This is a genomic window from Streptosporangium sp. NPDC049046 (genome assembly GCF_040649155.1).
GTDB lineage: Bacteria > Actinomycetota > Actinomycetes > Streptosporangiales > Streptosporangiaceae > Streptosporangium.
On sequence record NZ_JBEZEZ010000007.1, the window covers coordinates 50,519 to 75,601 of the forward strand.

At 68.6% G+C, this 25,083-nt stretch carries 24 protein-coding genes; 11 read left to right on the forward strand and 13 right to left on the reverse strand.

Annotated features, from left to right (window positions below; translation table 11 throughout):
• Nucleotides 1–45: 45 nt before the first annotated feature.
• Both AB0B96_RS11540 and AB0B96_RS11545 read right to left on the reverse strand, forming a co-directional pair.
• The gene (locus AB0B96_RS11540) at nucleotides 46–837 is read right to left on the reverse strand and encodes a TIGR04282 family arsenosugar biosynthesis glycosyltransferase (protein ID WP_362897859.1); all 792 of its coding nucleotides are present in this window, start codon (nucleotides 835–837) and stop codon (nucleotides 46–48) included.
• A gap of 266 nt (nucleotides 838–1,103) precedes the next feature.
• Nucleotides 1,104–1,346 (reverse strand): hypothetical protein, encoded by a 243-nt coding sequence (locus AB0B96_RS11545; RefSeq protein ID WP_362897861.1) that lies wholly within the window; start codon nucleotides 1,344–1,346, stop codon nucleotides 1,104–1,106.
• A gap of 282 nt (nucleotides 1,347–1,628) precedes the next feature.
• On the opposite strand from AB0B96_RS11545, the gene AB0B96_RS11550 reads away from it, so the two are divergent.
• From AB0B96_RS11550 to AB0B96_RS11560, 3 genes are read left to right on the forward strand one after another with little or no spacing between them, the layout of a single operon-like run.
• On the forward strand, nucleotides 1,629–2,843 hold the full coding sequence (locus AB0B96_RS11550) for a DUF559 domain-containing protein (protein WP_362897863.1): 1,215 nt from the start codon (nucleotides 1,629–1,631) through the stop codon (nucleotides 2,841–2,843).
• Nucleotides 2,833–3,654, forward strand: a complete 822-nt coding sequence (locus tag AB0B96_RS11555) for a hypothetical protein (RefSeq protein WP_362897865.1) — start codon at nucleotides 2,833–2,835, stop codon at nucleotides 3,652–3,654. Before AB0B96_RS11550 ends, AB0B96_RS11555 begins: the two co-directional genes overlap by 11 nt.
• Entirely contained in the window at nucleotides 3,651–7,034 is a 3,384-nt protein-coding gene (locus AB0B96_RS11560) for a DUF87 domain-containing protein (RefSeq protein ID WP_362897867.1), read from the forward strand. Before AB0B96_RS11555 ends, AB0B96_RS11560 begins: the two co-directional genes overlap by 4 nt.
• Here the strand turns inward: AB0B96_RS11560 and AB0B96_RS11565 are convergent.
• Nucleotides 6,994–7,740 carry a nucleoside/nucleotide kinase family protein gene (locus AB0B96_RS11565; protein ID WP_362897869.1) on the reverse strand — a complete coding sequence of 249 codons (747 nt, stop codon included), beginning with the start codon at nucleotides 7,738–7,740 and terminating at the stop codon, nucleotides 6,994–6,996. The genes AB0B96_RS11560 and AB0B96_RS11565 overlap by 41 nt on opposite strands.
• A gap of 119 nt (nucleotides 7,741–7,859) precedes the next feature.
• Here AB0B96_RS11565 and AB0B96_RS11570 point away from each other — a divergent pair, with 119 nt between their 5' ends.
• On the forward strand, nucleotides 7,860–9,587 hold the full coding sequence (locus tag AB0B96_RS11570) for a SigE family RNA polymerase sigma factor (RefSeq protein ID WP_362897871.1): 1,728 nt from the start codon (nucleotides 7,860–7,862) through the stop codon (nucleotides 9,585–9,587).
• A 151-nt stretch (nucleotides 9,588–9,738) separates the two neighbouring features.
• On the opposite strand, the gene AB0B96_RS11575 is transcribed toward AB0B96_RS11570, so the two are convergent.
• Nucleotides 9,739–10,362 carry a TetR/AcrR family transcriptional regulator gene (locus AB0B96_RS11575; RefSeq protein ID WP_362897873.1) on the reverse strand — a complete coding sequence of 208 codons (624 nt, stop codon included), beginning with the start codon at nucleotides 10,360–10,362 and terminating at the stop codon, nucleotides 9,739–9,741.
• A 104-nt stretch (nucleotides 10,363–10,466) separates the two neighbouring features.
• Here AB0B96_RS11575 and AB0B96_RS11580 point away from each other — a divergent pair, with 104 nt between their 5' ends.
• Together AB0B96_RS11580 and AB0B96_RS11585 are read left to right on the forward strand one after the other, a co-directional pair.
• Nucleotides 10,467–11,684 (forward strand): cytochrome P450, encoded by a 1,218-nt coding sequence (locus AB0B96_RS11580; RefSeq protein WP_362897875.1) that lies wholly within the window; start codon nucleotides 10,467–10,469, stop codon nucleotides 11,682–11,684.
• Nucleotides 11,685–11,692: 8 nt separating this feature from the next.
• Nucleotides 11,693–11,896: a ferredoxin gene (locus AB0B96_RS11585; protein WP_362897877.1), complete on the forward strand. Its 204-nt coding sequence runs from the start codon at nucleotides 11,693–11,695 to the stop codon at nucleotides 11,894–11,896.
• A 151-nt stretch (nucleotides 11,897–12,047) separates the two neighbouring features.
• Here the strand turns inward: AB0B96_RS11585 and AB0B96_RS11590 are convergent, their stop codons facing one another.
• Complete coding sequence (locus AB0B96_RS11590) at nucleotides 12,048–12,986, reverse strand: SDR family oxidoreductase (RefSeq protein WP_362897879.1); 939 nt, start codon at nucleotides 12,984–12,986, stop codon at nucleotides 12,048–12,050.
• Between the two features lie 196 nt (nucleotides 12,987–13,182).
• On the opposite strand from AB0B96_RS11590, the gene AB0B96_RS11595 reads away from it, so the two are divergent.
• The gene (locus AB0B96_RS11595) at nucleotides 13,183–13,749 is read left to right on the forward strand and encodes a TetR family transcriptional regulator (RefSeq protein ID WP_362897881.1); all 567 of its coding nucleotides are present in this window, start codon (nucleotides 13,183–13,185) and stop codon (nucleotides 13,747–13,749) included.
• A gap of 63 nt (nucleotides 13,750–13,812) precedes the next feature.
• Here AB0B96_RS11595 and AB0B96_RS11600 read toward each other — a convergent pair whose 3' ends face one another.
• Together AB0B96_RS11600 and AB0B96_RS11605 are read right to left on the reverse strand one after the other, a co-directional pair.
• Nucleotides 13,813–16,185: an excinuclease ABC subunit UvrA gene (locus tag AB0B96_RS11600; RefSeq protein WP_362898290.1), complete on the reverse strand. Its 2,373-nt coding sequence runs from the start codon at nucleotides 16,183–16,185 to the stop codon at nucleotides 13,813–13,815.
• Nucleotides 16,186–16,256: 71 nt separating this feature from the next.
• Nucleotides 16,257–16,667, reverse strand: a complete 411-nt coding sequence (locus AB0B96_RS11605) for a VOC family protein (protein WP_362897883.1) — start codon at nucleotides 16,665–16,667, stop codon at nucleotides 16,257–16,259.
• A gap of 211 nt (nucleotides 16,668–16,878) precedes the next feature.
• Here AB0B96_RS11605 and AB0B96_RS11610 point away from each other — a divergent pair, with 211 nt between their 5' ends.
• Entirely contained in the window at nucleotides 16,879–17,778 is a 900-nt protein-coding gene (locus tag AB0B96_RS11610) for a TIGR03619 family F420-dependent LLM class oxidoreductase (protein ID WP_362897885.1), read from the forward strand.
• Nucleotides 17,779–17,983: 205 nt separating this feature from the next.
• On the opposite strand, the gene AB0B96_RS11615 is transcribed toward AB0B96_RS11610, so the two are convergent.
• On the reverse strand, nucleotides 17,984–18,355 hold the full coding sequence (locus tag AB0B96_RS11615) for a hypothetical protein (protein ID WP_362897887.1): 372 nt from the start codon (nucleotides 18,353–18,355) through the stop codon (nucleotides 17,984–17,986).
• 44 nt (nucleotides 18,356–18,399) lie between these two features.
• The gene (locus AB0B96_RS11620; protein ID WP_362764622.1) at nucleotides 18,400–18,627 is read right to left on the reverse strand and encodes a hypothetical protein; all 228 of its coding nucleotides are present in this window, start codon (nucleotides 18,625–18,627) and stop codon (nucleotides 18,400–18,402) included.
• Nucleotides 18,628–19,607: 980 nt separating this feature from the next.
• On the opposite strand from AB0B96_RS11620, the gene AB0B96_RS11625 reads away from it, so the two are divergent.
• From AB0B96_RS11625 to AB0B96_RS11635, 3 genes are all read left to right on the forward strand, one after another.
• Nucleotides 19,608–20,450: a helix-turn-helix transcriptional regulator gene (locus tag AB0B96_RS11625; protein WP_362898292.1), complete on the forward strand. Its 843-nt coding sequence runs from the start codon at nucleotides 19,608–19,610 to the stop codon at nucleotides 20,448–20,450.
• Nucleotides 20,437–20,637, forward strand: coding sequence for a DUF397 domain-containing protein (locus tag AB0B96_RS11630; protein ID WP_362897889.1), 201 nt, complete (start codon nucleotides 20,437–20,439; stop codon nucleotides 20,635–20,637). Before AB0B96_RS11625 ends, AB0B96_RS11630 begins: the two co-directional genes overlap by 14 nt.
• A 306-nt stretch (nucleotides 20,638–20,943) precedes the next feature.
• Nucleotides 20,944–21,138, forward strand: coding sequence for a hypothetical protein (locus AB0B96_RS11635; protein ID WP_362897891.1), 195 nt, complete (start codon nucleotides 20,944–20,946; stop codon nucleotides 21,136–21,138).
• Nucleotides 21,139–21,268: 130 nt separating this feature from the next.
• Here the strand turns inward: AB0B96_RS11635 and AB0B96_RS11640 are convergent, their stop codons facing one another.
• From AB0B96_RS11640 to AB0B96_RS11655, 4 genes are all read right to left on the reverse strand, one after another.
• Nucleotides 21,269–21,871: a response regulator transcription factor gene (locus AB0B96_RS11640; protein ID WP_362897893.1), complete on the reverse strand. Its 603-nt coding sequence runs from the start codon at nucleotides 21,869–21,871 to the stop codon at nucleotides 21,269–21,271.
• Nucleotides 21,872–21,934: 63 nt separating this feature from the next.
• Nucleotides 21,935–23,071 carry a histidine kinase gene (locus AB0B96_RS11645; RefSeq protein ID WP_362897895.1) on the reverse strand — a complete coding sequence of 379 codons (1,137 nt, stop codon included), beginning with the start codon at nucleotides 23,069–23,071 and terminating at the stop codon, nucleotides 21,935–21,937.
• A gap of 304 nt (nucleotides 23,072–23,375) precedes the next feature.
• Nucleotides 23,376–24,095, reverse strand: coding sequence for an ABC transporter permease (locus AB0B96_RS11650; RefSeq protein WP_362897897.1), 720 nt, complete (start codon nucleotides 24,093–24,095; stop codon nucleotides 23,376–23,378).
• A 76-nt stretch (nucleotides 24,096–24,171) separates the two neighbouring features.
• A complete protein-coding gene (locus tag AB0B96_RS11655; protein ID WP_362897899.1) occupies nucleotides 24,172–25,062 on the reverse strand; it encodes an ABC transporter ATP-binding protein in 891 nt (296 codons plus the stop codon).
• Nucleotides 25,063–25,083: the final 21 nt, after the last annotated feature.

The window sequence follows — 25,083 nt, forward strand, 5'->3', positions numbered from 1 at the left end:
ACCGCGCCCCTCGATTCCGTGCGTGCGGCCTTCCTGGACTCCGGATCACCGCAGCGCGCTCATCCTCGCGAGAGCGGCGGCGAAAAAAGAGCGCGGAGCCTGCGCGGCCACCACGAACGCGTCGGCCGCGGTGTCCACGTCGGTGAGGCGGGGCATCAGGGCGACGCTCAACCCGGCCTCCTCCAGCCTCCGCAGCTGGATCTCTCCGACGGTCGGCTCCGACATCGGGACGCCGAGCAGGAGTGTGGGCTCGGGAGCGCGCAGCCCGAGCAGCCAGAACCCGCCGGCCGTCGTCGGGCCGAACACCGCGTCGTAGGCGCTGAGCATGGACAGGGCGTAGACGAGCATGTCCGGGGTGACCTGCGGGGTGTCGGCGCCGATGAGCACGACCGGTACGGGCAGGAGCCGGTGGGCGTCGTCGAAGGCCGCGGCGAGCCGCTCGTCCGGCGCTTCCCCGCGCTGCGGCAGCACCGCGAAACCGTGGGGAAGCCAGGGGCCGGGGGCGCCGTCGAGCGCGAGCACCCTCCTGTCGACGGGAACGCGGGCGACCGCGCGCAGCGTGTCCTCGAGGGCGGCGGCGGCCAGCGCGGCCGCCTCACGCGCGGTGAAGGGCGGGATCAGCCGGGTCTTCACCTGTCCCGGCACCGGCTCCCTCGCGATCACCACCACCTGCCCCTCGGGCGGCCCGCCCTGGGACGGTACGCGCCGCGACGGCCCGCCCCAGGCTCGTCGGCTCCTGGACGCCTCGCCATGAGGTGTCTCGTTCCCGGTGTTCCCGGTGTTCCAGATGTGAGGGAACGGGCCGGTGCCGTACCGTCCGCTCCCGGCACGGCTCATGCGTCCGCTCGATCGGCCATGACCCGGCGCGTCAGAACCGCCTCCCCGTACGGGCACTGCGGCACCACGTCGATCTTCATCGTTCGACGTTAAGGCCGGTGGGCGGGCTCCCTCGTGAGGGCGAGGGCGTGCTGCCAAGAAATGACCGGTTCAGGCCCACGGTTGGAGAATGTTTGGGAATTCCGGCGCGAATACCCCTACTCGCCACGATCACCAACCGGCGTCGCGCCCCCGACCTCTTTCAGGAGCGCGTTCGGGAGAACTCCCTACATGCTCTCGGTGAACGTCCGGGAGTTGCTCTCACTGCTCTGGTAGCTCTGGTAGCCCGGTCCCCACGTCCAGGTCTCCGTACGATCGCCGTTTTTGACGGTCTCCCTCCCGAAGAGCGAGCATTCGCTCGCCATGGCGGGCGTGGGCGGGATGAGGGCGGCGGACGCAACCGGCGCGGCGAGCACCACCGTGGAGGCGGTGAGGGCGATGACAGCGGTGATACAGCGGGCAACAGGCATGGGTTCTCCCATGACGTGCGGATGATCCGACGGAGATATCGCCTTTTTTCCGGAAAGCCGAACCACGCCGACCATCAAGATTCACACCGAGTCACATTCGGATCATCCGGATTTGTCCACCAGCTGGAATCACGTCTTCCATGGTCGGGGGATAAATCATCTCAAATACGAAATTTCGGGCATTGGAAACGGATGAATTTTATCGCTTCTCGCAAAACGCCTGCATCACCCAGCACTGGCGTATAACCTCGCGAAGTCTCAACACGCGGAAAAGGAAGTGGCGTGGCAGGATCATGGGCGGAGCTGCCGACGGGACGCGTCGTGCGCGTTCGCGGCGCGGACCCCGATGCCATCGCCCTTTCGATCGACCCGCTTCCCGACGACGCGCCGGCGATCGTCACCTACTACGCGGGTGACACGCGATCCGCAGGGGAAACGGTCTCCTCGGTACTGGGTGAGCTGGAAAAAGCCGCCGTCGATCTGTTCCCCGCGTGGCTGCCCGGCGCCGAGGGCATCGGCGGCCCCGGTGGCGCGGGCGGGCGCGCCGTACGCGTGCTCGCGCTGCGGGCCGCGTCCGCGACCGAGCACTTCGGCCCCTTCCTCGCCGACCTCGCCGAGCGGGCGCTGCACGAGGTCGAACCTCCCCCGCCACCGGGGGCGTCACGGGAGGCCACGGCCCGGGAGGCGCTCCGAGCATCGCGGGAGGCGGCGACCCGGGAGGCACTTCGCGGGGCGTCGCGGGCCGCTCGGGAAGCGCTACGAGGGGCCTCCCGCGAGGCGAGAGCGCGGCGCCCCTCCAGATTCACGGCCGAGACGCGGGCCGCCGGCCTCGGACGAGTGATCGCCGCCAGCTTCGGCCGGTCCCGCGCGGCGATCCTCGTACACGTCCCCGCAGACCTCTCTCCCTCGGCGGAGGAGGCGCTCGTCGCGGGGTGCGAATGGCTCGCCCACCACGGTGGCCTGGGAATCTGGCTCACCGGCGCCCCCCTGGCCACCGTGGACCGGATCGCCGTGACGCCCCTGCGACTGCCGACCGAGGTGACGGACCTCCTCCGCGGCCTACCGGAACCGGCGGATCCCCAGCCCGAGGCCCGTACGGCGCACACGGTCACCTACCCGGCGTTGGCGGGAAGGCCGCATCCGGCGAGCGTCGCCGAACGGACGCTGGAGGCCGCGCTCGCCACGTGCGACTGGGCGACAGGACGCGCGTGGAACCAGACCCACCGGCCGCACCCGCTCGTCAACCCCATCCGGGTGGACCTGCTCTGGCGGGACGAGCGGTGCGTGATCGAGATCGACGGCCCCGAGCACCACTCCCCGCGCGCGTACGCGGCGGACAGGCAACGGGACGTACGGCTCCAACTCGACGGCTACGCCGTGCTGCGCTTCACCAACGCGCAGGTCATCACCGATACGAAAACCGTGCTTCACCAGATAAGGCGATTTCTCCGGGACCGTCGCCCCGGAGCGTTGGAAGGATTAGAACATGCCCGATAAAGCACTTTCACTGCCGGAAATCGCCGCACTGCTGGTGTTGATGATCGAGGCGAAAGAGATCTCCAATCCGGAGCTCAAGAAGCTTCACGGTCTGACGATGACCAAACAGGTGCGCGATAAGTTGAACGACCTGAAGCTCGTGGAGAGCCGGAAGGGAAAGCGCGGCGCGTTCTTCCACACACTGACCGACGCCGGATGGGCCTGCCTGAACACCGAGCTCCGGACCGGGATCGTCGTCCCGAAGGGCTCAAGCTCGGAGAGGGCCGCGCTCCGCGCCGCCCTGCGCATCCTGCAGGGCTTCATGAAGCGGACCGACGACAATCTCGCCGACATCTTCGACGGAAACACCACCCCCGTATCCGAGGACTCTTCCGGCGACCCCGCACCGGCACCCGCGGCCTCCTCGGACGAGCCCGCGCCCACGACTTCCGCAGACACCCTCGCAAAGGCCCCCACAGCCTCGGCTTCTGTAAACACCCCTGCGGAAGCCCCCACGGCCTCCGCTTCCGCAGATACCTCCGCAGCTTCCCTGGCGTCGGCGGCTCCGGACGTCGAGCAGCGCATTCGTGCCGCCTACCGCGAGCTGGCCACCGAGCCGGGCGCCTGGGTAAGTCTCACGAGGCTCCGCCCCCTGCTGGGCGAGGTACCGAGGGCGACGGTCGACGAGACTCTCATCCGAATGAACCGCATGAGTAATGACGTGAACATCATTCCCGAGGCCAACCAGAAGACGCTCTCCCAAAAGGACAGGGACGCGGCGGTGACCATGGGCGAGCAGGAGAAGCACCTCCTCAAAATCGAGGCGCGATGAGAAACGAGGAGCGCAGGTTACTGACGGAGTTCAAGCTCAGGCTGAACTCGGTGCTGACCGTCGACGACGTGTGGAACACCTCGCCGTTCCACGTGAAAGGCCTGCACCGCCACACCGGCCAGCTCCTGCTCGACGGGCTGGGCGAAGCAGGGGAGAGCCGGGGACCAAGCCCGATCGGTGTGGTCGTCCAGGGGCAGCGGGGCACGGGCAAGACGCACCTGTTGGGCTGGGCGCGCGCCCGGGTCCTGAGGGAGGGCGGATATTTCATCTTGGTGAGCCTGCTGGACGCCAGGAGCTTCTGGGAGAGCGTCGTGGTATCGATGCTCGACAGCCTCTCCCGCAAGGTCAGGGAGGAGGACGGGGCGAACCAGCTCAAGATCTTCCTGGAGCACCTGTCGGAACTGGTCGAGGTTCCCCGGATGGTGCGGCGCGCGGTGACCGGGAACACGGCGTTGACAAGGGAGGCCCTCGACGCCTTCGTCGAGGCGCTGCACCGCTTCGACGGACCGCTGTGCCTGGACACCCAGAACACCGTGCGGGCGCTCGTCCTGCTCGCCTCCGGTGGCCTCGCGACCCAGGACATCGGAACCTCCTACCTCTCTTCCATCCCCGAGGAGGAGCCAGGCGAGCGCGCCCCGTGGGGGATCCGGCGAGGTGAGAAGACACCGCAGGAGATCGTGAAGGACATCTCGCGGCTGATGGCGCTCACCGGCCCCACCGTGATCGCGGTCGACCAGATCGACATGCTCATCGCGCAGTCCTCGATCGCCGGTGTCAACGACTTGGAGCAGGACTGGCAGCAGGCCCTCGTTGTCGAGCAGGTCGCGGGCGGCTTGATGGCACTGAGGGAGGTCACCCGCAGGACGCTCACGGTCGTCTCCTGCCTCCCCGCGACCTGGATCCTCATCGAGAGGCTCGCGACCGACACCGTCCAGGACCGGTTCAGGAAGACGGTCCAGCTCATGACCATTCCCGACGCCAAGGTGGGCCGCGAGCTGGTCGAGCGGCGGTTTGCCCCGCCGTTCCGAGGGATCGACTTCACGCTGCCCTATCCGACGTGGCCGGTGCGGCCGTCCGCGTTCGAGGACGCACCCGACTTCACCCCACGGCAGTTGTTGAAGGTCGTCGACCGGCATCTCCACTCCTGCCTGGTCGACGGCGAGATCAGGGAGCTGGAGAGCCTCAACTCCCGCCCCACCACGGATCCGCCCCCCGTCCCCGGACCCCCTGTCTCCCCGCAGGAGTTCGCGGCGCTGGACGCCCGCTTCGCCGTGCTGCGAGACAGGGCGGACGTGACCTCGGCGACCGCTCCATCGACCGAGGACATGACGATGCCCGCGCTGCTCTCGGCGGGGCTCAACGCCTGGATCGCCGAACAGGGCGACGCGGAACGCCTGTTCAGCCAGGATCCCCCGCCGAGCTCGAAGCCTCCCCTGCACGCGCGTCTGCGCCGCAGCCTGGACGAGACCACCGAGGACGAGGCGCACTGGTGCTTCCGCGCGATCGCCACCAAGCACGCCAACGCCGCGCTGGTCCGCCTGCGCAACGCCTCGGTGGCGGCGGGCCTGGACGCCGGGGTCCCGAAGCGGAAACTGTTCGTTCTGCGGAACGCGGAGTGGGCGAAGGGGCCGCGCACCCGGGAGGTTCTCGCGGAGTTCGAGCGGGCGGGCGGCAGGGTGCTCCGCGTGGACGACGAGGACCTCAGGATCCTCACGGCGCTCCGCGACCTGTTCGTCGAGGACCCCGCGAACCTGCAGGCCTGGCTCGTCTCGCGGAAGCCCAGCGGTGACGTCAAGCTGTTCAGCGAGGCGCTGGGTGACGGGTGGACCGTTCCCGGCGAGCTTCCGGGCCCCGAAGATCCGCCCTCTCCCGTCACCTCCGACGAGCCGTCCGGCCAGGTCGCTCTCGAAGATGCCGAGACGGCGGGGCACGCCGCCGGAGGGCACCCCGGCCAGGCCGCTTCCTCACCGCAGGTCTCCCCCGTGGCAAGACCCGCTGTGAGGCCCGACACGGAGTCCGACGCGAGCCCTCACGCGAGACCCACGAACCACGGACCCGTGAACCACACGGACCGTCGTACGGGAACCGGCACGGAATCCAACACGAGCCCTCGTACGAGACCCGACGCGAACCGCGCGCCTTCCGTCACCCTCGGCAGGGCGATGGCCGACGGCACCCCCCTCGATCTCGACCTGGAATCGCTCAGGAAACACACCGCAATCTTCGCCGGGTCCGGGTCGGGGAAGACCGTGCTCATTCGCGGCCTGATCGAGAGGTGCGCGCTCCAGGGCGTGTCGGCCATCGTGCTCGACCCCAACAACGACCTGGCACGTCTGGGAGACCCCTGGCCGTACCCGCCGACGCACTGGGACGCCGATGCCCCCGCGGAGGCCGAGAGGTATCTCGCCGACACCGACGTCGTGATCTGGACGCCGCGTCGCAGCGCGGGACGTCCCCTCAGCTTCCAGCCCCTGCCCGACTTCGCGAGTGTCCTCGACAACCCCGACGAGTTCACCGAGGCCGTGGAGGTGGCCGTCGCGTCCATCGTGCCGCGGGTCAAACTGGATGCGAGAACGGCCAAGGCCCAGCTCGGGCAGGCGGTGCTCAGGGAGACGCTCAGACACTACGGAAGGCAGGGGGCGAGCGGCCTCAGAGGGCTCATCGCGATGCTGTCGGCACTGCCGGACGGGGTGAGCGGGCTCGACAACGCGGAGAAGATCGCGTCCGAGCTGGCCCAGAACCTGACCGCGGCCATGGTGAACGACCCGTTGTTCGGCGGTGAGGGTACGCCGGTGGATGCCGGACTCCTGCTCACCCCTCCCCCTGGAAAGCGGGCACGCGTCTCGGTGATCAGCCTTGTCGGGCTGCAGTCGGACCACCAGCGGCAGAGCTTCGTGAACCAACTGCAGATGGCCCTGTTCGCCTGGATCAAGAAGAACCCGGCCGGTGACCGGCCGTTGGGCGGACTGTTCGTGATGGACGAGGCCCAGACGTTCGCGCCGTCCGGCACGATGACGCCCTGCACGCACAGCACGCTCGCGCTCGCCTCCCAGGCCCGCAAGTACGGGCTCGGTCTCGTGTTCGCGACCCAGGCACCCAAGGGACTGCACAACCGGATTCCCGGTAACGCCGCGACCCAGTTCTTCGGCCTGCTGAACAGCCCGATCCAGATTTCCGCCGCGAGGGAGATGGCCCAGGCCAAGGGGAGCGACGTCACCGACATCTCGCGGCTGCGGACGGGCCAGTTCTACGCGGCCTCCGAGGGTTCGGCGTTCGTGAAGGTGCAGGTTCCCATGTGCCTGAGCCACCATCCGAAAGACCCGCTCAGCACCGAGGAGGTCATCGCGAGGGCGGGAAGGCCGGTGGCGGACTTCCGCTGACCTCGCCGATCGAGCGCAGGACGGCGTCGGGGACGACGAGGTCGGCGCGGAAGCGGGTGGTGGCGATGAGGTCGGCGTTGCGCTGGTCGGTGCCCAGCGCCCAGGCCGCGGCGGCCTCGGGGTCCTTGCCGAAGCGCTCGTGCCGGGCGACGAGGCGGCGTACGCGCTCGTCCGGGTCGAGGTCGCAGTACCAGACCTCGTGGAGCCACGATCGCACGCGTGCCCAGTCGCCCCGGTCGAGCAGCAGGTAGTTTCCCTCGGTGACGACGAGCCGGGCGGCCCGAGGGACCGGAATGCTTCCCGCGATCGGCTGCTCCAGGTCACGTTCGAACGCGGGCGCGTAGACCATGTCGTCCTCGTCCTCGCGCAGGCGGCGCAGGAGCGCCGCGTATCCGGCGGCGTCGAAGGTGTCGGGCGCGCCCTTACGCTCGCGGCGCCCGAGCCGGTCGAGCTCGACGTCGGCGAGGTGGAAGCCGTCCATCGGCACGTACGCCACCCACTCCCGCTCCGGCAGTCCCTCCGGAGGCACCGATCGCAGCAGGCCGACCAGGTGCTCGGCGAGGGTGGTCTTGCCCGCCCCCGGGCTCCCGGTGACGCCGAGCAGCGCGCGGTGCCCCTCCCGTACGAGGGAGCGCGCCCTGACCACCAGGTCGTCGAGGGAGGTCGTCGGGTCGTCCCCGGCCGTAACCGCCGAAGTGCTCGTCACGTGAACGAACGTAGCCGAGCCCTCCGCCGACAGCCAGCGCGGCCCGTACGTCTCGACGGCGCTGCAACAATTCCGGTCCCTGCGCCGTCTAGGCCGTAACGACGCAGAAAGGGCGACAGTTGGACGACGAACCCGGCTTTGACGACTTCGTGGCCGAGCGAGGCGAGGCGCTGCTCCGCTACGCGTACGTCCTGACCGGCAACCCGCACGACGCCGCCGACCTCACGCAGGAGGCGCTGACCCGATTACGCGCCGCCTGGCCGAGGGTGCGGCGCAAGACCGACGCGCTCGGTTACGCCCGGACGACGATGGCTCGGCTGCACATCAGCATCTGGCGCCGGCGCAGGCGCGAGCATCTCACCGGGGAGCCGCCCGAGCAGACCTGGGAGGTGGTCTTCCCGTCCGACGAGGACCGGGGGCTCTGGAAAGAACTGGCCGCGCTGCCCCGCAGACAGCGCGCCGTGCTGGTGCTCCGCTACTACGAACAGCTGACCGACGCCGAGATCGCCGAGGTGCTCCGCATCTCCCAGGGGACCGTGCGCAGCCAGGTCTCCCGGGGCCTGGACAAGCTGCGATCCGCCGTCTCCACCTCACCGAAGGCCTACGGGGGGCACGCGATGACCGAGATCGAAGACAAGCTGAGCCGCGTCCTGTCCGCAGCCGCGGAGCAGGTGCCCGAGCAGGCGCGGATCACGTTGTCCGCGGCGGTCAGGGAACGCCGTCGGCCTCGGCGGGCGCCCGCCGCGCTACTCGCGGCGGTGGCCGTGGTCGTGGTGGCCGGTGGGGCGGGTACGGCGGTGCGAACCCTGGGCGCGTCGGCCGTACCCCAGCCCGCGGTGAACGCCACGGGTGCGCAGAAATCCACGCCACCGCCGATCCCGGGATGGGACGACGACCTGCCACCGCACATCGAGCGGGTATGGCCGCAGGCCCTGCACAAGATCCCGGCCAGGCTGCCCGATGGCCGTGTCTACCATCCGCAGTTGCTTCTCGACGATCGGACGCTGCTCGTCATAACGAGAGTAGGCGCCGAGAAAAGGCGGCTCCTGTGGAGCTACGACCTGGTGAGCGGCAAGCTCCGGCGGATCGCCGAGTTCCCGAGCCGGAATTCGACGCTCATCGCCGAAAACGTCACCGTGAACGGCGGAAACATCGCCTGGTGGGCGTCGTACAAGGAGCCGGGCAAGCAGCGGGTCGCGCGGATCTGGACGGTGCCCGTCGGCGGCGGCACTCCCCGTAAGGTGACCGACGTCCCGCTGGAGGACGTCATGAAGAAGGGTCACATCCGGGCATTGGAAGTGGTGGGCTCGGACGTGGTCTTCTCCCGCGAGAGCGGCGGGGTGTACACGGCACCGCTACGCGGCGGCACTCCGCACCTGGTGCCGGGCACCGAAGGACAGCACCTCCTGCGGTGGCCCTGGGTCGGCTCCCACAGCAAACAGGCCGTCTTCGCCAAGCTGTTCAATATCAAGACGCGGGAGCGGCGCGACGCCGTCGTCAGGCCCGGCGAGAAGTTCGTCAGGTGCGGCGTCAACCGATGCTATGGCCACAGCTCGTCCGGCGGGCCCGGCCCGCGCGTCTTCGCCCGCGACCGCGACGGCTCCCGGGAGCAGACGCTGCCCTCCGTGATCGAGGTAGGTGACGATCCTGGCCTGGAGCGGTTCTACAAGGGGGCGCTCATGAAAGGCGTCGTCCTCCACGACGCGCTTACCGGCACCTCCGCCGACCTGGGCGTACGGCAGGACAAACAGGGGGGAATATCCACCCCCGACGGCGGCTTCGACCGGCTGATGGCCTATCAGGTCGGCAAGGAGATGTACGTCGTGGACCTGGCTGCCATCGAATAGCGAAGATGCCGGGACTCATGCCCACCCCGGCACCTTCGGGGAACGCTCCTCACCGCGAGAACAGCCGACCTCTCCCCCTGAAGGAACCCGGGGAAGACCGGCCGGTCCGAGGTGTACGGGTCATCGTCGGGGGCCGAAGGCGGAGGCGTGGTCAGAGCGGCGGCGTGGAGGCGGTGCGGAGGGCGGAGAGGACGAGTTGGGTCGCCTCGCGGCCGGCCTTCAGCATCTCCTCCGCCGAGGCGCCGTTGCTCAAGCTGACGACGGCGGCGAGCTTGCCCCCGCCGATCACCGCGCCGACGACCGCCGACGCCTCGATGAGGCTCAGCTCCTCCGGAAATGCCTGGTGCAGGGCCTCGGCGAGCTCCCGCTGGCTCTCGAAGAGGAGCAGCAGGCCGCGTGCCCGCAGTGAGGGGACGGTCATGACGAGGTGGTTGATCGGGCCTATCTCGCCCTGGAGCTGCTCGTCGAGGGTGATCGCGGAGAAGCCGGACTCGACGGCGCGGGTGAGGAGGTCGATCGCCCGGTCTCCAGGACGGGGCTCCGCGATCACCCGTAGCACGCGCTCGATGCCGTCGCGCGAGTTGCAGAAGATCACGTCCTCCTTGCTCGCGAAGTAGCTGAAGAAGGTGCGCGTCGAGACGTCGGCGGCCGCGGCGATCTCCGAGACGGTGGTCTGCTCGTAGCCCTTGTCCATGAAGAGCTTCAGCGCGGCGGCGATGAGCGCGTGCCGGGTGCGCAGTTTCTTGCGTTCGCGCAAGCCCAGAACCTCACACATGCGGGCAGTTTAGTACATCAGACCATACTTTGCATCTATTGAAACTTTGCATTTGATGTAGTTTTCTGGATGGGACGAAGCACGTCACCGCAAAGGAGCGTGAGATGGCACAGTCCCAACCGGAAGCCCAGGCCCACCAGGAAGCCGTCACCTTCCCCTTCGGACGTCCCAGCCCCTTCGAACCGCCCGAGCGACTCACCTCGCTGCGCGAGGAGGGACCCATCACCCCGATGGTCTACCCGGACGGTGCGACGGGCTGGCTCGTGACCGGCTACTCCGCCGTACGGTCGATCCTGGCCGACCCCCGCTTCAGCTCCCGGCGCGAGTTGCTGCACATCCCCGTGCCCTTCCCGCTGATGCAGGAGATGCGCCGGCCGGCCGACCCCGGCATGTTCATCCGGATGGACCCACCCGACCACACCCGCTACCGCAAGCCGCTCACCGCGCAGTTCACGGTGCGGCGGATGAAGCAGCTGGAGCCGAGGATCCGCGAGATCACCGAGGAGCGGCTCGACGCGATGGAGAAGGCCGGGCCTCCCCAGGACCTGGTGAAGGAGTTCGCGCTGCCCATCCCCTCCCTGGTGATCTGTGAGCTGCTCGGCGTCCCGTACGCCGACCGCGACGAGTTCCAGCGGTCCACCGCGGTGTTGCTGAACCTGGAGTCCTCCGTCGAGGACATCCGCGCGACGATCGCCGGCTTCAGCGCGTTCTTCGCCCGGCTCATCGAGGCCAAGCGGGCCGACCCCGCCGACGACCTGCTCAGCGGGCTGATCGAGGGCGGCGAGCTGACCGACGAGGAACTGGGCAACGTCGGGTTCCTGCTGCTCGTCGCCGGACACGAGACGACGGCGAACATGCTCGGCCTGGGCACGTTCGCCCTGCTCCAGCACCCCGACCAGCTCGCAGCGCTGCGCGCCGACCCCTCGCTGATCGACAACACGGTCGAGGAGCTGCTGCGCCATCTCACGATCATCCACGTCGGCCCGCTCCGCGCGGCCCTGGAGGACGTCGAGGTCGAGGGGCGGCTCATCAAGGCGGGAGACCCGGTGACCCTCTCGCTCATGGCCGCCAACCGCGACCCCGCCCGCTTCGCCGACCCCGAGCACCTGGACATCACCAACCCCGCGGCCGGGCACCTCACGTTCGGCCACGGACTGCACCAGTGTCTCGGCCAGCAGCTCGCCCGCGTGGAGATGCGCACCGCGTTCCCGATGCTGTTCGACCGCTTCCCCGGCCTGCGCCTCGCCGTACCGGCGGAGGAGGTCCCCATGCGCGAGAAGATGTCCATCTACGGTGTACGGGAGCTGCCGGTCAGATGGTAGGAGGCGAGATGAAGGTCACCACGGACGTGGCGCGGTGCATCGGAGCGGGCATGTGCGTGCTCACCGCGCCCGAGGTCTTCGACCAGAGCGAGGACGAGGGCACCGTCGTGCTCCTCGACGAGACGCCCCCGCCCGAGTTGCACGCCGCCGTCCGCCGGGCCGTGCAGCTCTGCCCCTCTGGCGCGATCTCGGTGAGCGATCCGGAGGGCTGAGGTAAACGGACCGGTCGGCCCTGAACAGGAGGACTGAGGCCGGCGGGCCTGCCGGTCCTGAACGGGAGAGCCGAGGCCGGCGGGCCCGCCTACTCTGAACGGGAGGGTCGAGATTACACGGGCCTGCCGGTCCTGACCGGGAGGGCCGAGGCTACGCGGGCCCGCCGGTCCTGAAGTAGTGGCCCTTCTCCAGGTCCTCGATCAGGCCCGGCTGGGTCGGCTGCCATCCCAGCAGTTCGCGGGTGAGTTCGCCGGAGGCGGGGTTGTCGGTGGCGAGGAACCATGACAGCCACCCGAAGTGCCCGGCCGCTTCGTCGACGGGGACGGAACGGGTCGGCAGATCGAGGTGACGGCCGATGACCTCGGCGATCGAGCGGATCGGCACGCCCTCTTCGGCGACCGCGTGCAGGACCGATCCGGGCGGCGCCCCCTCCAGGGCGAGCCGGAACAGGTGCGCGGCGTCGAGGCGGTGCGTGGCCGGCCAGCGCTGGGAGCCGTCGCCGACGTAGCCGGAGAAGCCCTTGTCGAGGGCGACGCCGACCAGGGCCGTCATGAACCCGTTGTCGCCCTCGCCGTGCACGGTCGGCGGAAGTCGTACGACGGACGAGCGGATGTTCCGGTCGGCGAGGGCGAGGGTGACGTGCGCGGTGCTCAGCCGGGTCCGCGGGCCGCTCTCCAGGCCCGCGGGCAACGCCTCGGGGGTGAGCACGTCCTCTTCCGTGGCCATATGGCCCGGGCTGAGCCCGAGCACCCCGGAGGCGAGCAGGAACGGCCGGGCGGACCCGGCGAGCACCTCACCGAACGTCTCGACGACGCGGCGGTCCGCGTCGGCGGCGCCCTGGAAGTCTCCCGTGAAGGCGCTCTCGTGCTTGAACGCGAGGTGGATCACCCCGTCCGAGGCGGCGGCCGCGTCGCGCAGGACGTCGAGATCGTCGAGCGTGCCGCGGACCACCTCGACCCCGGCCTCGGTGAGGGCGGCGGCCGAGGCGTCGGAACGGGCGAGCCCCACGACCCGGTGACCCGCGTCGATAAGTTCGGGGACGAGTGCGGAGCCGATCCATCCGGATGCTCCGGTGACGAAAACGCGCATGAGTCATGCCTCCAGCCCGGTCGGTCGCCCTCGCGCGGAGAAGGCGCGTCGGGCGACCAAGTAATGTCAGTTGCTGTCATCACACCGTAGCAACCGATGTCAGTCGCTGTCATCACATGACGGCGAACAATGTCAGTAACTGTCATCGCGCGACGCCGACCGATGTCAGCCACTGCCATCGGGTACACTGCCCGGCATGGGGAGATGGGAGCCGAACGCACGATCTCGGCTCGAACAGGCTGCGCTGGATCTCTACCTTGAGCGCGGCTTCGAACGCACCTCGGTCGCGGAGATCGCCCAGCGGGCGGGGCTGACCGAGCGGACGTTCTTCCGCCACTACGCGGACAAGCGCGAAGTGCTGTTCTCGTGTCCGAGCCTGCTGCAGCAGCTTTTCACGGACGCGGTCACCCAGGCCCCCGAGTCCGCCACCCCGATAGAAGCCGTGGCGGCGGCCATCGAGGCCACCGCGGCCGTGCTCCAGGAACGCCGGGAGTACACCCTCCGGCGCCAGACCGTCATCGCCGCCAGCGCCGAGCTGCAGGAACGCGAGCTGATCAAACTCGCCTCACTGTCGGCCACACTCGCCGACGCGCTGCGGCAACGCGGAGTCGAGGACGCCTGCGCGAACCTCGCCGCCGAGGCGGGCATCGCCGTCTTCAAGATCGCGACCCGCCTCTGGGTCGAGCAGTCAGGCCAGGGGGACCTCTCCCGGTTCGTCAAGGAGTCGTTCGAAGGACTCAGAGCGGTGACCGCGGGCACCTGACCCGAGCGCCCCGAATTCCCGGCGCTCGACGTTCCCCTTGATCAGGTGCCCGCGTTCTCCCGGTCAGGTGCCGACGTAGGCCGCGAGGTGTTCGCCGGTGAGGGTGGGGCGAGCGGCGACGAGGTCGGCGGGGGTGCCCTCGAAGACGACCCGGCCGCCGTCGTGGCCGGCCCCCGGGCCGAGGTCGATGATCCAGTCGGCGTGCGCCATCACCGCCTGGTGGTGCTCGATGACGATGACCGACTTGCCGGAGTCGACGAGCCGGTCCAGCAGGCCGAGCAGCTGCTCGACGTCGGCGAGGTGCAGGCCGGTGGTCGGCTCGTCGAGGACGTAGACACCGCCCTTCTCGGCCATGTGGGTGGCGAGCTTGAGCCGCTGCCGCTCGCCGCCGGACAGCGTGGTGAGCGGCTGACCGAGGCTGAGGTAGCCGAGCCCGACGTCGGCGAGCCTGCCGAGAATGGCGTGCGCGGCCGGGGTGCGCGCCTCGCCCGCTCCGAAGAACTCCTCGGCCTCGACCACCGACATCGCGAGCACCTCGCTGATGTCGCGACCGCCGAAGCGGTACTCCAGCACCGACGCCTGGAACCGCTTCCCCTCGCACTCCTCACAGACGGTGGCGACGCCCGCCATCATCGCCAGGTCGGTGTAGATGACGCCCGCGCCGTTGCACTCGGGGCAGGCACCCTCGGAGTTCGCGCTGAACAGCGCCGGCTTCACGCCGTTCGCCTTCGCGAACGCCTTGCGGATCGGTTCGAGCAGGCCGGTGTACGTCGCCGGGTTGCTGCGCCGCGAGCCGCGGATCGCGCTCTGGTCGACCGAGACCACCCCCGCGCGTCGGGGGATCGACCCGTGGATGAGCGAGCTCTTGCCGGACCCCGCGACGCCGGTGACGACGACGAGCACCCCGAGCGGGATGTCGACGTCGACGTTCTGGAGGTTGTGGCGGTCGGCGCCGCGAATCTCCAGCGTGCCCTTGGGCGTCCGCACCGTCTCCTTGAGCGTGGACCGGTCGTCGAAGTGACGGCCGGTGATCGTGCCACCGGAACGCAGCCCCTCGACGGTGCCCTCGAAGCAGACGGTGCCTCCCTCCGTACCGGCTCCGGGGCCGAGGTCGACGACGTGGTCGGCGATCACGATCGTCTCCGGCTTGTGCTCCACGACGAGCACCGTGTTGCCCTTGTCCCGCAGCCGCAGCAGCAGGTTGTTCATCCGCTGGATGTCGTGGGGGTGCAGGCCGATGGTCGGCTCGTCGAAGACGTAGGTGACGTCGGTGAGCGAGGAGCCGAGGTGCCGGATCATCTTCACGCGCTGCGCCTCGCCACCCGACAGCGTGCCCGCGGGCCGGTCGAGCGAGAGGTAACCCAGCCCGATCTCCACGAACGAGTCGAGGGTGTGCGCCAGCGTGCCGAGCAGCGGAGCCACCGAGGGCTCGTCCAGGCCGCGTACCCATCCGGCCAGGTCGCTGATCTGCATCGCGCACGCGTCGGCGATGCTGACCCCGCCGATGCGTGAGGACCTCGCCGCCTCGCTGAGCCGGGTGCCGTCGCACTCCGGGCAGGTGGTGAAGGTGACCGCCCGGTCCACGAACGCCCGGATGTGCGGCTGCATCCCCTCCCGGTCCTTCGACAGGAACGACTTCTGGATCTTCGGGATCAGTCCCTCGTAGGTGAGGTTGACGCCGTCGACCTTCACCTTGACCGGCTCCCCGTAGAGGAAGTCGTGCAGCTCCTTCTTGGTGTAGTCGCGGATCGGCTTGTCCGGGTCGACGAACCCCGACTCGGCGTAGACCCGTACGGTCCAGAAGCTGTCCGACTTCCAGCCGGGGATGGTGAACGCCCCCTCGGCGAGCGACTTGGAGTCGTCGTACAGCTGGGTGAGGTCGATGTCGGAGACCGCTCCCCGGCCCTCGCAGCGCACGCACATGCCGCCGATACGGGTGAAGGTCGCCTTCTCGGCCTTGCGGGCACCGCGCTCGACCGTGATCGCACCGCTCGCCCGGACCGTGGCGACGTTGAAGGAGAACGCCTGGGGCGAACCGATGTGCGGCTGCCCGAGCCGGCTGAAGAGGATGCGCAGCATCGCGTTCGCGTCGGTGGCGGTGCCGACCGTGGAGCGGGGGTCGGCGCCCAGCCGCTGCTGGTCCACGATGATCGCGGTCGTCAGCCCTTCGAGGACGTCGACCTCGGGCCGCGCCTGCGTCGGCATGAAACCCTGCACGAAGGCGCTGTAGGTCTCGTTGATCATCCGCTGCGACTCGGCGGCGATCGTACCGAAGACCAGGGAGCTCTTGCCCGAGCCGGAGACACCGGTGAACACCGTGAGCCGTCGCTTCGGGATCTCGACGCTCACGTCCTTGAGGTTGTTCACCCGCGCGCCGAGCACGCGGATCAGATCGTGGCTGTCGGCGGCGTGCGGCTCGGGCGACCTCTCGGTCATGCTCATCGGCTCTCCAACTGTCTGCGGGGGCGGCTGTGCGAGTTCTTCTTGGCTGCGCTTTCCCTGGGGGATCAGCGCAGTTCCTGGATTCGGATCAGGTTGCCCGCGGGGTCGCGGACGGCGCAGTCTCGAACGCCGTACGGCTGCTCGGTCGGCTCCTGACTGATCTCGGCGCCACCGGCACGCAACCGTTCGAAAATACTATCGAGATCGTCGGTGGAGAGGACAATACCGGCGTAGGTGCCCTTCGCCATCATTTCCACGATGGTACGGCGCTCGTCGTCGGTGACTCCGGGGTCGGCGACCGGCGGTTGCAGCACGATGGAGGTGTCCGGCTGCCCTGGAGGACCGACCGTGATCCAGCGCATCCCGGCGTATCCGGCGTCGTTGCGGACCTCGAAGCCGAGGGTGTCGCGGTAGAAGGCGAGGGAGGCGTCCGGGTCGTCATGCGGGAGGAAGCTCGCGTGAATGGTGATGTCCATGACGTTCACGCTAGGTGCGGCTCGGGGGTGGTCGCTTCTCCGATCCTGACCGGTCGGGTCACCCGTTTCACCAGGCAGGACGGCCCTCCTCCGCCGCCCGGCCGAATCCGTACGGAGATTTCGACATCCCTCCCGGGGAGAGCGCAAAAATCTCATGGCCGCTCCGACTACTCATCGAAAGGACACACCTCAACGATCATCGGAGAACGAGATGGACCATCCCCGTATCGGCGTCAGCCTGCCGCACTTCGGGCCGTACGCGGGCCCGGACGCCGTCGTCGCCGTGGCGCGGGCGACGGAGCGGCTCGGGTTCCACGCCGTGTCCGTCAGCGAACGGCTGCTCATGCCCGCCACACCGGACTGGACCAACGACGCCGGCCTGCCCGAGTCCCATGTCTGGGACTCGCTGGAGATCCTGACCTGGGCCGCCGCCCACACGGAGCGGATCCGGGTGAGCACCGGAATCGTCAACTCGATCTTCCAGTCGCCCGTCATCCTCGCCCGCAGGCTGGCCACCCTCGACCGGCTGTCCGGTGGCCGTCTCGACGCCGGTATCGGCCAGGGGGGCGGCACGATGGAACCGCCGTACTACATTCCCGAGGAGTTCGTCGCGGCGGGAGTGCCGGCCTCGCGCAGGGGCGCCGGGTTCGTCGAGCACATCGCCGCGATGCGGGCCTGCTGGGGGCCGGATCCCGTCACGCATCACGGCCGGTACTACCGCATCCCGTCGTCCCTGGTCGGGCCGAAACCGTTCGGGGACACCATCCCGCTGTTCATCGGCGCGCTCACCCGGCACACCATCGAACGGGCGGCGCGCGTCGGTGACGGCTTCATCGTCGTGGCCCTGGACTGGGAGGAGACCCGGACCAAGATCCAGTGGTACCGGGAGGCGGGCGGCACCGGCACGGTCGTGGTGAACACGATCCAGGCCTACCCCGACGCCCCGATCACCCCCGCCACGTTCACGGACGCCACGCTGAACGATCTCGAACGCGCCGCGAAAGCCGGTGCGGACGAGATGCACCTCACCCTCAACCTCAAGCCCGTCTCCCCGGACGATCAGATCGAACTGCTGGAGGCCCTTGCCGGCAAGCTCGGCCTGCCCGCCTGACGAGGTGCCGGTGAACGCCTCGTCCCGCGTCCACCGGACCGTCCCGTGGTGGTGCCCTCGCCGGGGGCAGGGCACCACCCTTGGAAAGCGGCGCCCCCACGTCGGGCCGATCGCCGGATCTCCTCCGGAGCGCGGCTCTTGCCGGGAACGACCGGCAGCGGTGCCCTCGCCACCCCTGACAAGGGCACCGCCACGGCGACCGGGGTCATGAGTCCCGGTCGCCCCCGGCCCCGCGAGCGATCCCGGAAGGTTCGCACCACCGCTCGCGCTCGCGGGAGTCATCGGCACGACGATCACGAGACCGCCGCCGCACCCGTTCGGGAGACGCACCAGAGCCCTCCACCTCGGGGCGGACGGCCAGAGCCATCACGATCCCGTACATCTGGGCTTCGAGATCATCAACCGTGGCCCCCTGGAGGATCACCGGGCCGGGCACCGGCCAGGCAGCGATCGCGTAGAACAGCCGCGAGTGCGCGCCGTAGAAGACGGTCCAGTCCTTCCACTCGCGATCCAGTCGCTCCGCCTCACCACGGGCACGGTGATCCCACGTACGCCGGGGAACGAGGGCGGGCGCCATACCGTCACGATGCCGCCCTCCCCCGGACGCGGGTCTGCGCCGGATCACGAGACCGCCTGCCCGCTCACCTGCCGAGCGGCACTCTCCTGCCGCTCGACCTCCTCCCGCAACTCGTCGAGAGTGTCGGCGTCGACCGTACGCGCCGCCCCGGCATCGAACTCCGCATCGGTGAACGGAACGACACGAGACGCCCACAACCGCCCCTTGTCACTGAGAATGACCCGCCAACCGGAAATCACCGGCTCAGGAGTCGTTGACTTACCATCGTCCATGGATCGGACCTCCATCCGATCAAGGACCCGCCCGGACGTCGCGAGCGCCGGGCGGGTCCGGCTTATATGGGCAGGAGGGGTCTGACATGCGCCGCCGTACGGCGGCCTGGGTGAAACGGTCCTCAGGCGAGAACGTCGGGTGTCCGGATGTCCTCTACCGGCCAGGCATCGAGTGCCTCCACGCCGGGGCAGCATGATTGCGGGACCTGTCCCCTGAGATCGGTGCACTCGCCGGGGAAGCGGTGTGCGCGCGGTAGGTGCGACCGTGCCGGTCTCGGACCGGCCGGGGCCACGTTGCACGGGCACCAGAGGAATCACTTCGGCGAGGGCCTCGTCGGCTGCCGACTTGGAGACAGGCATGGGGAGACCGAGGCGACGGGCATCCAACCGCATCGCCATCAGCTCACCGGACGGCTGCGCGTACTCGTGATCAGCGGGTTGACCGGGACAACCGTGCGCGTACGGCGCGTGCCCACAGACGGCACACCCCATCGGCAACGGCGCGACCTCAGCGAAACAGCCGCAGCTGTTTTCTCCCGCGATCAGCCGGTCAAGGACTGGAGCACTGAGGTCGTTCACGAGCCAGGGAGACCTTCCTGATCAAGGACCGCATCCGTGAGGGTGTGTACGCCGTCGATGAGTCCGTGGCATCCGAACACGAGATCGTCCAAGAGTTCGACGTGGCTCGGGGCTCCGCTCGCTAGGCGCTTCAGCGACTTCGAGCAGAGGGCGTGGTCTACGCCGTTCGAGGATTGGGGACCTTCGCCCGTTCTCCCATCGACTGGGAGTCCTCTCCTCATGAGGAAAGCCCGCCCCCACACGCCTGAGCTGGCCAAGAGGCCTGACTCATTCACTTCTGTCACGATCACCTCACTCAAAGTAGCGGCGTCGGAGTCATCATGGACGTGCGTGAGGCACGTGCGCAAGCCTTACGCACATAGAATCTTCACGAACAGTAACGGCACAATGTCTCTATGCCTATGAAGTCCCCTACCGTCCGCCATCGCCGCTTGGGCCGTGAGCTGCGCCGACTCCGAGAACGCGCGGGTCTGTCCGTGCCCGACGTAGCCCGGCGGCTCGGTTGGTCTGTCAGCAAGGCGCACCGCATCGAGGCCGGTCGGATCATGGTGTCCGAGACGGACCTTGCCGACGCCTGCGACCTTTTCGGGGCGGACAGCGCGACGACGGCGAGCTTGATCCAACTCAGCAAAGACGCCGGACGTCGTGGCTGGTGGACGGCCTACAGCGACGTTTTCACCGGCAGTTACATCAGCATGGAGGCAGAGGCGTCCACCATCCTTAAATGGGAACAACGCGCCATCCCGGGCCTCCTCCAGAGCGAGGATTACGCCCGTGGAGTCATCAAGGCGACATTGCCCGAACTGAGCGAAGCCGAGTTGAAGCGCCGTGTGGACGCTCGGATGGTCCGCAAGGTCAGCCTCGTTGGCCCCAACGCCCCCAAGCTCCATGTTCTGATGGACGAGGCGGTCATACGCCGTCCCATCGGACCTCCAGGCGTCATGGCCCACCAGTTCGACGACCTTCTCCGAGTCATGGAGTGGGCCCACGTCACAGTGCAGGTCCTACCGTTCAGCACCGGAGCGCACATAGGGATGGAGGGCGGTTTTTCCGTGCTGTCATTCGATGCCGATGACCCCGCCGTAGGGTACACAGAAGGTCCTGCTGGAGAGGTGTACATCGAGGCGGCCGGCCAGGTGCGAAACCTTATGCTGACCTTTGAGCGTCTTATTGACGCGTGCCTGTCCCCCGAGAAGTCTGCGGCGCTCATCGCCGCAGCGAGGAGCCATCATGACCTCCCCTGACCTGCCCGGCGCCGAATTCCGCAAGAGCAGCTACAGCGTTAGCGGAAATGACTGCGTGGAAGTGGCCACCAACCTGCCGAACCTCGTCGCCGTCCGTGACAGCAAGGACCCGTACGGCCCGATACTCACCTTCACCTCGAAAAGCTGGAACGACTTCCTGACAGGCATCCGCGCCGACGCCTTCTAACCTAACGGGAACCTCAACTATGGCTCAGTTCGGGCGAAGGCCACGCACGTTTTGCAGCAGCCCCTCAGGTTTCTCGCATTACCGGAGGTTCACTGCAAAACAGCGGCTTCAGCACCCGGTATTACATACACTGAACTGGCCCTTTACCGTGAGGTCCTTATCCCCCTGGGAGGGGTCGCAACGACCTTCATCCGATTAAGGTGCCCGTTCCGGCGTATGCCCTCATCACCCCTACGAGGGGTTCCACCGGGATGCAGCGCTATTGTTTCCCTGCCAAGTTGGCACTACCTAAATAGGATTCCGAGCATGAGCGAGGAGAAGGCCCGAATCACGAACACCGCCCCTGGCGTTGCCGGCCATGCCAAGCGCATGGCTGACCAGCGGGCGCTCACCCTGCTGCGGGAACACGCACGCAGAGCCGATCCCGAGCGAGTAGCCCGCATGATGCGACACGTGAACCGTCAGCTCACAGAGCAGGGCTTCCCACCATCGTCGAATTGACGTCACTCCCGCGCCGCATTTCCTCGACTTCGGCACCCTCGCCGACGTGGCTCGCGGTGACGCCGAGACGAGAGACGTCCGGCAGGCGCCATGACATCGAGGAGCCTTCCTCGTCACCGGCCTCGGGCGGTTACAGCCAGTCGTGTTCACGCGCGTATCTGGCCGCTTCGTGGCGGGTGCGGGTCTGGGTCTTCTGCATCGCGTTCGAGAGGTAGTTGCGGACCGTGCCCTCGGCCAGGCGGAGCCGGGTGGCGATGTCGGCGGCCGAGTAGCCTTCGCCGGTCGCTCGCAGGACGTCGAGCTCGCGGTCGGTGAGCGGGCAGTCGTCGATCACGGCGAGGGCGGAGACGTCCGGGTCGATCCATCGCCTGCCCTCGTGCAGGGTGGTGATGACCGAGACGATGTGTGCCGGTTCGGCGGACTTGCTGACGAAGCCCTGGACGCCGAGCCTGAGCGCCCTGCGTAGCACGCCGGGTCTGGCGTGGCGGGTGAGCATGAGGATCACCTGCTCTGGCCGGGTACGGCGGATCTCCGCGACGGCGCCGAGGCCGTCCACACCGGGCATCTCCAGGTCGATGACGAGCACGTCGGGCCGGTGTCGCAGGGTGGCCTGGACGGCCGTCTCCCCGTCCTCCGCTTCGGCGAGTACGGTGATGTCGCCTTCGAGGGGGAGCAAAGCGGCCAGCGCCTTGCGGAGGAGGGCCTCGTCGTCGGCGAGCACCACGGTGGTCATGTCGGTCGATTCTCCTTCCACAGATCGTCGATTTTCACAGGTCGTCGATTTTTCTTCCACAGGTCAGGGAGTGGCGTTCGAAGGGCCGTGGAGGAATGTCGCGGCCGTGAGGAAACGTCCGTCCTTCTGCTCCACCGTCAGCTCGCCCCCGTTGGTCGCCACCCGTTCTCTGAGTGTGGCGAGCCCTCGGAGCGGGGGAAGCGGGGCGTCCGGCACGCCGTCGTTCACGATGACGATGCCCGACTCCGAGAGGGTGACGCGCACCTGCCTGGCCTGCGCGTGCCGCAGGATGTTGGTCGTCGTCTCCCGCAGGACCAGGCCGAGCAGTTCGCCCGCGCGGGCGTCGACCTCGGCCTCGCGGTCGACGCGTACGTGGATGCCCGCGGCCTCGAAGAGGTTCTTCGCGTTCTCCAGCTCCGCGGAGAGGTTGAGCCGCCGCTGGGCGTAGGCGAGCTCCTTGGTCTGGTTGATGGTGTCGCTGACCAGGGCGTGCACCTCGCGTAGCTCCTGCTCGGCCCGTTCGGCGTCGCTGCGGACGAGTCTCTGTGCCAGCGCGATCTTGAGCTTCACCACGTGCAGGGTGTGGCCCTGGATGTCGTGCAGGTCGCTGGCGAACCGGACGCGTTCGCGGATGACGGCCAGCTCCGCTTCGCGCTCTCGTGCCTCCTCCAGCTCCTCGACGAGGCCGTAGAACCGCTTGTTGGGAAACATGAGACCGATGACCGCGGCCGTGCCTCCCGTGGGAAAGACGAGGTACTCGATCAGGGCGGAGGAGTCGACCTCCTGGGTGATCAGCAGCCTTGTCGCCCCCACCGCGGCGACGTAGGCGACCACTCCCAGGGCCGCCGCGACCCGGTGGCGCGGTAGCTGGGGGATGACGTGGGAGGCCACGATCGAGATGCCGTAGAACGCCATGCCGCCGCCGACCACGAACACGGAGAAGGGCCACACGGCCGCGGTGACGATCAGGCAGGGGATCGCGACGCGCAGGACGTCGCCCGCCGCCCACCGTACGAAGACCACCAGGGCCGCCACCACGCCCGCGCTCAGGACGAGGGCCTCCCCCCAGGTCCGGGCGTCCTTCACCACCGTCAGCACCCCGACGCCGATGAGCATCGGGAGGAACAGGGTGAGGTTGAGCCTGCGCAGCCGCCCTCGCGTGGACTCGGTGGCCTGGGGCACCGCGTGTGTCGGGCTCACTGATCCTCACCTGGTCGCCGGACGGTCGGTCCTCGCGGTCGGGCCGCTGGGCCGCTGGTCGTACACATCGGCCGTGTCGTGTCCACAGCCGGCGGTATCGCGCGGTGGTCCCGCAAGAACGGCTCTCCAGGGTCGAACAGCGGAGTCCGTCCCGGCATTCCTCTCGCTCCGGGGCACCACCGGTGACACCGTTTCATGGATTAAATGGATTGACCTGCGGAAACGTCACGCCAGTCCATCGCGTCCCGCCGCCGCGGCAGGAGCACACGAGGCACTCTCGTACGGTCGGCGACGTCGAGGGACGTCATCGGCGCGGCTCCCAGCGGAAGATCCGGGAGGCGAGCGCGACGGCGACGACCACCCAGCCCAGGGTGGGCCCGAGGAGGAGCAGGGAGTCGGTGAAGGGAACGCCGCCGTTCCAGGCGTTGACGGCGAGTTCGGTGGCCGAGCCACCGGGGAGCAGCCGTTTGAGCATGGCGAGTTCTTCGGTGCCGGTGATTCCCACCCAGCTGGCCACGGCGATGGCGCCGAGACTGACGGGCAGCGTGGTCACCTGGGCGTGTTCGGGGGAGTTCGTCACTCCCGCCGTGGCCAGTCCCAGGCCGAGCATCATGATCATCATCGAGAGGACGGCCGCCGCGAGGAGGAGGACGTTGTCCGGCCGGCCCGTGACGGCGGCCAACGCGGTCATGATCACGGCCACCTGGACGAGCGCGATGACGGTGACCGGGAGGATCAGCCCGGAGATGATCTCACTGTCGCTCGCCGCGGTGGAGCGGAGCCGCTTGAGGAAGAGGTTCTGCCGACGTGAGGCGAGGGTCGTCACCACGGTGGTGTAGAGCCCGAACGCCCCCACGGTGAACATCATGATCGCCGCGATGTATCCGAGGCTGCCGATGGCGGCGAAGCCCTCGTGCTGGTAGATGAAGAACCCGCTGACCACCATGGGCATGACGAGACTGGTGACCAGGACCAGCCGGTTCCTGAAGATCTGGATCAGCTCGCTGCGAGCGATCGAGAGCATGGCGAAGCTTCTTTCCTTTGAAGGTTCGGGGGTTTGCTGAGGGCTCGGGTGTCCACGCGCTTGAGGGGACGGAGGTCTACTCGCTGCCGAGGGCGCGGAAGACGTCGTCGAGCCGGGTCGAGCCGGCCTGGAGGTCCCGCAGTTCCACCGAGTGGTCCTGCGCCCAGCGGAGCAGGGTGTGCAGGTCCTTCTGCAGGCCGAAGGTCTCGATCAGGAACGTGCCTTCGGCGTCGCGGGCGGCCTGCAGCGGGAGCGGCGCCTCGGGGAGGGTGCCCGGCAGGGAGAAGCGGATGGTGGAGGGGAGGGTACGCGTCAGTTCGGAGACGGTCCCCTCCCGCTGAAGGGTGCCCTGGTGCATGAGGCCGATGCGGTCCGCGTACTGCTGCGCCTCTTCCAGGTAGTGTGTGGTGAGAACGATGGTGGCGCCGTCTTCGCGCAGCCGGCCGACGGTCTTCCACAGGTCGTCCCTGGACTGGATGTCCAGGCCGGTGGTGGGCTCGTCCAGGAAGATCAGCTCAGGCGTTCCGTACACGGCGGTGGCGAAGTCCAGGCGTCGCTTCTCACCGCCGGAGAGCTGGGCCACCTTGGTGCCGGCCTTGCGGGTGAGGTTCACGACGCCGAGGACGCGTTCGACCGTGTCCGTGCGCCGGGTGAGTTTTCCGATCAGCCGGATCGACTCCCGCACCGTCAGGTCCGGGGAGAAGCCGCTTTCCTGCAGCATGATGCCCATCCTGGGCCGTACGGCGTTCCTGTCGCTCGGGCTCTGCCCAAAGACCCGCACGGTGCCCGAGGTGGCCCTGCGGTGGCCTTCGACGGTCTCCAGGGTCGAGGTCTTCCCCGCCCCGTTCGTGCCGAGCAGCGCGTAGAGCTCTCCCTGCCGTACCTGGAGGGAGAGGTCCTTCACGGCGTGGAAGTCGCCGTAGGCGAGATTCAGACGTTCAACGTCGATAACCGGTGTCGAGGACATGCGTCGATCTCACCAGCCGCC